Source organism: Psychrobacter sp. FME6 (assembly GCF_014861365.1).
GTDB lineage: Bacteria > Pseudomonadota > Gammaproteobacteria > Pseudomonadales > Moraxellaceae > Psychrobacter.
On sequence record NZ_RRYW01000113.1, the window covers coordinates 1 to 8,013 of the forward strand.

5 protein-coding genes and 1 pseudogene are annotated in these 8,013 nt (G+C 38.9%); 3 read left to right on the forward strand and 3 right to left on the reverse strand.

Going from position 1 to position 8,013, the window contains the following annotated elements:
* From EI162_RS12460 to EI162_RS12470, 3 genes are all read left to right on the forward strand, one after another.
* A partial coding sequence (locus tag EI162_RS12460) for an IS30 family transposase (protein WP_192524318.1) occupies positions 1-279 on the forward strand: 279 nt, incomplete at its 5' end.
* Between the two features lie 129 nt (positions 280-408).
* Positions 409-687 carry a helix-turn-helix transcriptional regulator gene (locus EI162_RS12465; protein WP_192524657.1) on the forward strand — a complete coding sequence of 93 codons (279 nt, stop codon included), beginning with the start codon at positions 409-411 and terminating at the stop codon, positions 685-687.
* Positions 688-766: 79 nt separating this feature from the next.
* Positions 767-2,098 carry a DUF3631 domain-containing protein gene (locus EI162_RS12470; RefSeq protein WP_192524658.1) on the forward strand — a complete coding sequence of 444 codons (1,332 nt, stop codon included), beginning with the start codon at positions 767-769 and terminating at the stop codon, positions 2,096-2,098.
* Between the two features lie 103 nt (positions 2,099-2,201).
* Here EI162_RS12470 and EI162_RS12475 read toward each other — a convergent pair whose 3' ends face one another.
* The 3 genes and pseudogenes from EI162_RS12475 to pglX all read right to left on the reverse strand — a co-directional run.
* Positions 2,202-2,717 carry a hypothetical protein gene (locus tag EI162_RS12475; protein WP_192524659.1) on the reverse strand — a complete coding sequence of 172 codons (516 nt, stop codon included), beginning with the start codon at positions 2,715-2,717 and terminating at the stop codon, positions 2,202-2,204.
* Positions 2,718-2,764: 47 nt separating this feature from the next.
* Positions 2,765-5,260, reverse strand: a complete 2,496-nt coding sequence (gene pglZ / locus EI162_RS12480) for a BREX-1 system phosphatase PglZ type A (protein ID WP_192524660.1) — start codon at positions 5,258-5,260, stop codon at positions 2,765-2,767.
* Positions 5,260-7,941: pseudogene (pglX, locus tag EI162_RS12485) on the reverse strand (BREX-1 system adenine-specific DNA-methyltransferase PglX); the annotation flags it as partial. The gene pglZ and the pseudogene pglX, both read right to left, overlap by 1 nt.
* Positions 7,942-8,013: the final 72 nt, after the last annotated feature.

The window sequence follows — 8,013 nt, forward strand, 5'->3', positions numbered from 1 at the left end:
AAGACCATTACCTCTGACAATGGTAAAGAGTTTGCTCAGCATAAGAAGGTGAAACGAAAGCTCTTTACTTCCTTCTTCTTTGCCGATGCTTATGCGTCATGGCAGCGAGGAACCAACGAGAATACTAACGGCTTAATCAGAGAGTTCTTGCCTAAGGGTTGTGACTTTAGACAAGTCTCTGATAATGAGATACAGGACATTGAGAATAAACTAAACAACAGACCAAGAAAACGCTTAGGGTTTAAAACGCCCAATCAGGTGTTCTATAATATAATTTAGCGTTGCACTTGGTGTGTTAATCTAAGAAATATATTATGCATGCATAACTATACTATTTATTAAATATGTCGATTAACATTACTCCACAGCACTCAGCAACACCAATTCACAATGCTGTGGAGTAATGTTATGAAACTAAAAAATCGATTTTTGCGAATGTCAGATCTCGCAAACCAACCTGAGCGTTCAGCTCGCAACTATGCCACTAACTCAGGTCAGAAATGGACAGTTACGGCCAGACCCGCCTCGCGCGGCATCACTGGATTTTCCGCTAAACACGTCTATCACCTCATAAATGAGGGTAAATTTCCTGCTCCAATAAAAATAGGTCGCGCTAGCCTTTGGCGTTTATCAGACGTTAACTCATGGCTAGAGAGTCATTCTTCATCTAATGATGGGGAGGCATAATCATGAGTAAACATAATCCCCCCCCTGTTTTGAACTAGTTGACGAACAGTTAGCCGATCTAATAGAAAAGCCAACCATCTTGCAGGATGGCCGGCCCTTAAAAACCACTACAGATGACATTGACCAGCCATCATCAGTTATTTTACCACAACAAGATTTAAAAATTAGCTCGGATTTAGCACAGACTACTATCGATAGGCTTGCCACATTATCAGAACTGCAGTATGAGCTAGAACGAACTGAAACCGCGAAATCTCTCAACAATATGTCAGTTCGATCACTTGATAAGCTAGTCAAGAAAGCTAGGGGTAAATTGAAGTCTGAGGCCTCTGATAGTTTGGTCGTTGATACTAAGCCATACGCAGAACCGGTAACAGATATTGCCTTAGTAGCTGATCAAATATATCAGATAATAGATGATCACATTGCCTGTACTGACGCTGTAAAAGTAGCAACTACACTCTGGACACTCATGACTTGGGTTATACCTGCAAGTCATATCCTACCTATAGCATGGATAAATGCTCCAGAAAAGAGATGTGGTAAAAGCACATTGTTAACTTTAATTAGCAGAATGAGTAAACGCCCATTATCAACATCAAATATTACTGGCTCTGCTTTATTTCGTTCGATTGAACAATATAAACCGACTTTGTTCATCGATGAGATTGACACGTTTATCAACGATAACGAGGGCATTCGAAGTGTACTAAATGCTGGGCATAGTCGCGATAACGCATATATCATACGCTGTGTTGGTGATGATAATGAGCCAGTGCCGTTTAATGTTTATTGCGCTAAAGCGATTTCAGGCATTGGTAAAATCTCTGGTACATTGATAGATCGGTCAATATCGCTCACTCTAGAGCGTAAAATGAAACATGAGACAAAAAAACGAGTGCGTTACTTACCTGAAGATATCACTAACAGTATTCAGTCAAAACTCGCTAGATGGTCGAATGATAATCTGCAAGCAGTAAAAGATGCTAAGCCAGTACTGCCTGTTACGATAAACGACCGTGCGCAGGACAATTGGGAAATCCTACTAAAAATAGCTATGATACTGGGTGATAACTGGCTAGAGCAGGCTTACAGAGCCTGTATCGAGATATCGGGTATCGAGAACGACGAACTAAGTCTGAGTGAGCAGCTATTATCGGATATCCAAACCATATTCAAACTAAAGGATACCGATCGCATTTTAACCAAAGACTTAATAAGCAGTTTATGCCAAGATCCAGAAATGCACTGGTCAACATTCCATAATGGTAAAAAAATTACCGATCGGCAAATTTCCGATCTATTAAGAGGATTTAAAATCAAACCTAAATCCCTTAGAACGAAACCTAAATGCGGTAGAGGCTACGAACTAAATCATTTCTTAGATGCTTTTAGTCGCTACTTGCCCTAATAACTTTAGACAGAGGCACCTAAAGGACTGAGGTCTGTTTAATATAGGCCTTATTTCTTTATAACATTACACTTCTTATTAGTCTCTAAAGTAGTATCGAAAATTAATACTCTCTAACTAAGCTCTGATACTCTCGATCATACTTGAAACAGAAAGGCCCATCTTCATAACCGTATGAGTTTCTATAGGCGTCGATATTACCCGAAAAACAAAATTTATCTGTTTTGGGGCTAAAGTCGAAATGTATAGTTTCACCTTTTTTATTTATAGTAACTGGATTGCCACGGCTGTCCTTAGCGTCTGACAAAGAGTAGCTCAAAGGAGAAACAGTTTTAGTATCTTTATTAATGACTACCAAGCGATATGGTTTTTTGCCATTATAACCAGACTCACTGGTTTCAAATATATACAGTATCTTATTATTATCAAAGTTTGCTTCACGATTTTTTAGAACTTTAGCATAGCTTTTTAAAAGCTTATCAGTACAAAAGTCTTCTTCATCGTAATCAAATCCACACATATCTACTGTAACACCGTACTTTGAAGCTTGAGCATTTGTTTGTGTAGATGCACCAAGCATCATCAGAGAGCTAGCTAAGATCAAACTCACTTTCTTCATTACTTTCTCCTTTGGTTTCAAAATATTAAACGTTTTTCTTATAAATATTAAAAGTCAAAATTACTATCAAATGAGCGTCTTACCATGTAACTTAATGACTTATATTCTGTATAGTGGGACGTGTCCTTTAGCTTCTCCTCAAGCTTTAACAGTACCTCTCGATTATTGTAATCGTCTGCCTCTCGTGTGAGGAGTAACGTTACCTGTTGCTCTCTATTTCTCGCATTTTCAGAGCTATAGTCAAAAGTAAGCTCATGGGTATCTGATATTAGCTCACCAGAGTCTGCATATAGCCCCAACCTTAATATTCTAGGTCGTACTTTATCTGTTACTGGAGTATTCTGATATAGACCAATACTGAGTTCACTTGAAGTAATGATTGAGTTTGATCCACGGAGTACCTCAACCTCAACTGCCGATATATCGCTTTGTCTTTTTTTATTAACCTTTAAAAGTGGAATAACAATCTCTTGTAATGCTGCACCACCGTGCACGAAGCGACTACCAGAGCCTCTAACTCTTAGACGATTGATTGACTTGGGTATCTGTACCTCCATATCTCCTTCTAATCCGAGTTGTGCTGAGCTGAATTTGTGTAAGCTAGGTAGATCTTTTAGGTTGCGACCTAAGACAAAGCGTCTGTTAGTATTAAGCACTTCACCTGAAGGCGTTGTTCCTGAAAAATCACTTTCATCTATCTTACGATTTTGATAGATAAAACCATGATCAGCGGTGATTAAAACATTATTCGCATTCGCATTCGCTAACTTTTTAATCAATTGGATTAGCTCACCGATAGTTTCTTGAGCTGCTACAAAAGCGTCACCTTCTGATTGAATCTTATCACCCGTATGATCTATACGGTTATGATAAATATATATCACATCATTGGCCTTGAGCAGCTCTCTGCTATCATCACGATTCAACTTTATAAAGTTCTCAGCGGTAACGGCACTACCTCTACCTGCCAGCGCACTCCTCAAAATCTTATTTCTTGAATCACTACCTTTTGTACTAATCGAATCAACTAGTACAGTACCACTGCCATCTTCAGCGAAACTCAGCTGCTTATGAGGTAATAGTGATGCCATGCCAAGCTGAGTGTAACTTGGCAACATTGACAACATCGGCTCAAGCTCGGCATCAAAACGATCTTCTTGGCGTATCAGTCGCATCAATTCATCAGCTACCTCGTAACGTAGAGCATCAGATATTATGACATAGACCTTGTTGTTACTAGCTAAGAATGGAGACACAAATCTATTATAGAAGGTCTTTTGTAATGGGATTGGCGTCGCCTCCCATTTAGGTGTTGTATCTACAAAGCTCTGGAAACGATTGTTCAAATCGAGCAAATAGTTATTGGAGTAAAAGTTCTCAACCTTCTCAGTCATCTTATTAAGCAACGTTGGTTGATTGGCTTTTAACATATGATAAATATATTTACGATATAGCTGATCAAGCTTGAACCAAATCTCACTGTAGCGTATGACACCTTCAGAGAAGCTATTCATCTCATATTTTACTTGGCTCAGTTTATGCATAAACTGTGCAGCATAATCAATCGCTTCATAGATATCTTTAAACTGCGCATACCAGTGGCTTTGACGACGCTGACGTATGAACTGAGACACTTTAGAAGACGTTATCTCACTACTCAAAACTCCACGTATTAAAGAGTCTATTATCTTTAAGTCGATAAGCTCAAAATAATCTAACTCAATAACATGTTCGATATCACGTTTGTTTAAATCTTGCTTAATCCCTAAGTAGTCAACAAACTCTGCTGATAAACGCTCAAAGCTATCCTTTTGTTGGATATTGTCCTTCCAGCGTTTAAAGAAAACCAAAGCATCACCTGTGAGCTTCACCTCACCTTCAGTGCTCATTGCATAACACGATTTAAATAGCTCGATAGCAAAGTCACGGATACCTGGCATCTCACTTTCATAGCCATAATGACGATACATTTGCTGCCACAAAAACGTATCCAAATGATATTTTTTTATCATCTGGATTTTCTCATCACCACCACTTGCCAGCTCTTGCAATAACGTCTCTACTATCAAGTCCAGCCTTGGCTCAGACTTGGCACAGACTGCACACATCTTTAGACGCATAACTCCCACGCTATCACCAGCTTTAAGTAGTTTCTTGAGCACTTGCTTGCGGTTTTTGGCTTGAAAGAAAGGTGCATGCTCACGCATGACTTCAGAATACTCAGTACCAACCTCAAGCTCAGACAACCATATAGATGCTTGATCCGTCCGAAATATGGTATTGGCTAGCTGAACATCCAACAGCCAGTTTTCAAGTGGCTCTGGCTCTGCACTGGCTCGGTATAGTAAAAACTGTTGCTTGGGCGCTGCTCGTAATACTTGGTATTTAACGCTAAACTCATTATTGTCCAAGATAATCTTTTCGACGTCTGGTAAATCCAACGCCTCAAAATCATCACGCAGCTCAAGCTTGCTGTCGTACCAAAAAACAATACGATGATTTTTAAATAAATTTATTAATAAGTTAGCAATGCGTTCACTCATTAGCTTAAGCCCTTAACACTTTTTAATGCAGATCCAAGTTTAGGATAATTGACCTTGACTCCATCATCCAAATCAATCTCAATTTTCTTAGTCGCTAATGGATATAGTGTATCTCGCTCATACTCCTCGAGCTCGAGCACCAGTTTATTTATTTTGGCTATTTCCTTGAGTGCTTTAGTTTTCTCGCCTTCGGTAGCACTACTGCTAATATTTAGTGCTTGTAGACGACCTTTGTGAGCCTCAATTTTTATACGAAACTCTCGCAGATATTCATTGAGTACTACGCTAGCGGTATCTGAACGATAACGGTGCATATAAATAAGGGCGTTAAAGTCACCACTTGAGAACATCCAGTAGATTGGACGTTTTTTATAGCGCTTGATGTGATCGTCATAAAAGCCTTTTAGGAAATAATCACGAATATCACGTGGCTTGCCATTTTTACCTAGAGCCATTTCGATAAATTGCATATTTTCATTGTAATTCGCTTCACCAAAAGCCGTCTTTAGGAATCTACGGAAGCAATCTACGATGTCATCGCTAAACCACTCACCATCTAATATAGGTAAGACGTTGTCCTTGTCAGGTGCATAGCTTGGCTCAGGTATCTGCTGATAGTAGTCCTCAATGGTGTCGCCTTGATTGGCCAGTATCAACCCTGGCTTGTCTAAGCTATAGCGACCAAACATACAGCCAACAGCATATGAGATAAGCTCACGCATGGTATCTGCCAGTAGTAACGCTTCAAGCTCATCTTTTGTTTTATCGCCACCATAGCGATAGTAAGGGTTACAAGTTAGGGTAATCTCTTTAAGCGGTACATCTGGAGTTAGCTCATCCTCCAAGCCATAAGCTTCAATAAAGATGCGGTTATTTTCTTCTTCAAGCCGTTGCATCTCATCAGTCATGGTTTGCCAATGGCTGCGCAATGCTTTATAGGTATCTGCTAATGCTGGCTTGCGATACTCGTCTTCCAGTAAAGGCAAGGTCGTAAAATCCCATGAGGTTTCGTAGGCATCCCAGTCTTTTTTAGAATCCTTAATCAAAGAGCTAATTATAGGTATAATCTCATTTTTACCAAAATCTAAGGATATTGGTAGGCTTGCGATATTACCAGCTTGAAAATTTAAAGTAGGATTAACTACGCTGAGCATATTATTTGCAATTTTAGAATTCAAAAACCCTAGTATTACTTCTGAATTTTGGACTTTGGGGAAACATGCCGATCCGCCAGCATCAAATAACTCACCACCGGAACTATACCTAGCAGAAAATCTTGAAGAGGTAATACCACCCCAGTTTACATTAGGTTTAAAAATATAATCTAGATTGAAGTTAGTTGCCCAAATTCTATCCTCTTTTGGATGTTTAGTATTCTGTAACAAATAACCGTCACCTTCCCAGTTAACTACATCCAATTTATTACCGTACCACCTTCTATACCCACCACCTTTAAGATAAGAGAACCATTTTTTTTCAGATTTTTTTGCCATATTCCTACAACTGTGGCGATCTAATCCAAGTTTTAATAAAGAGTTTTCAAACCAATATCTAACATAAACTGAATTTCTAGCAGTCACCATACCCTTTCTTGTAGGTGCTATATCTTCGAGATAATTATATTGACTGAAAGCTTGTTGTATACCATAAGCTGTCCAATATGCTATTGGTGTGCCTGGAATATTTTCTAGATCTGAAATAGCAATATGGTAAATTAAAGAGCTGTCAGGGTTCTGGACTATACTTTCAATTAACTGTTTTTTAGCCATCTCTGACTTTCCATCAACTAATTTTAGAAAAGCTCCTTTGTAATCTTTTCTAACACATCTTTCCAATATAAAAGCTGTTGTTTGAACTACTTCGCCACCGATACTATCAAATCCATGAGCACCTATATGTGCCATTGAATATATTGTGCTTGTATTAAACAAATAATCACGGAATTTCTCGAAAGATGAGAGGAACATCCAACTTTGCATAGTCACCATGGCGCTAAATCCAGAACTCTGTATTAACTCCAACCCCCTTTCAATAAACATACTGAATAAATCGTATTTACTATTAGGATACTGCTGAGCAGCCCAATTCTTTAATCTTGCATTCATACCACTACCACCCATGTAGGGCGGATTAGCCACTACAACGTGATAGCGCGGACTCAAATAGTCAGTTTGTTTTAATACCGTTAGCACCTTCTCATGCGTATGACTTAAAAACAGTTGCCCAGATACATCCTTAGTTTCTAACTGTGCTAATACATCTGTCACATCCATTAACGCTGGTCGTATGAGCGAGCCGAAGTTATCGGCTTCATCAAATTGACTTAAGGTAGTCTCAAGGGTACTGTTAAACAAGTCACGCCCGATAAAGTCCATATATTCGTCAAGCTCACCTTCATCAAACTTAATGGCTTCAAGGACGCAAATATTTGGACGTATTTTTTTACTAAAAAATCTTTTCTGTTTAGCACGTGCTTTCATTGTTAAGGCAAAAGCAGCCAACTCGCCTGCCCGCTCATCTAGCTCGATACCGTATAGGTTGTGCATCAAAATCTTCGAAGGAATATCTGATGCACTATGACCTTGCTCTTCATATATCTTATAAAGTAAGTCAAAAGCATAAGTGAGCATATGACCTGACCCGCAGGCAGGATCACATATCTTAAGATCTTCTGGACGCTCAACTTTTAAAAACTGAGCTTAGATTAACACATGAAGTGCAATACCAAATGCGAGGTGAAAAAAAGACCTAGA

Excerpts from the sequence above, each read along its gene's own strand:
- pglZ (WP_192524660.1), bottom strand. The coding sequence starts at position 5,260 with ATGAGTGAACGCATTGCTAACTTATTAATAAATTTATTTAAAAATCAT.
- EI162_RS12465 (WP_192524657.1), top strand. The coding sequence starts at position 409 with ATGAAACTAAAAAATCGATTTTTGCGAATGTCAGATCTCGCAAACCAA.
- EI162_RS12475 (WP_192524659.1), bottom strand. The coding sequence starts at position 2,717 with ATGAAGAAAGTGAGTTTGATCTTAGCTAGCTCTCTGATGATGCTTGGT.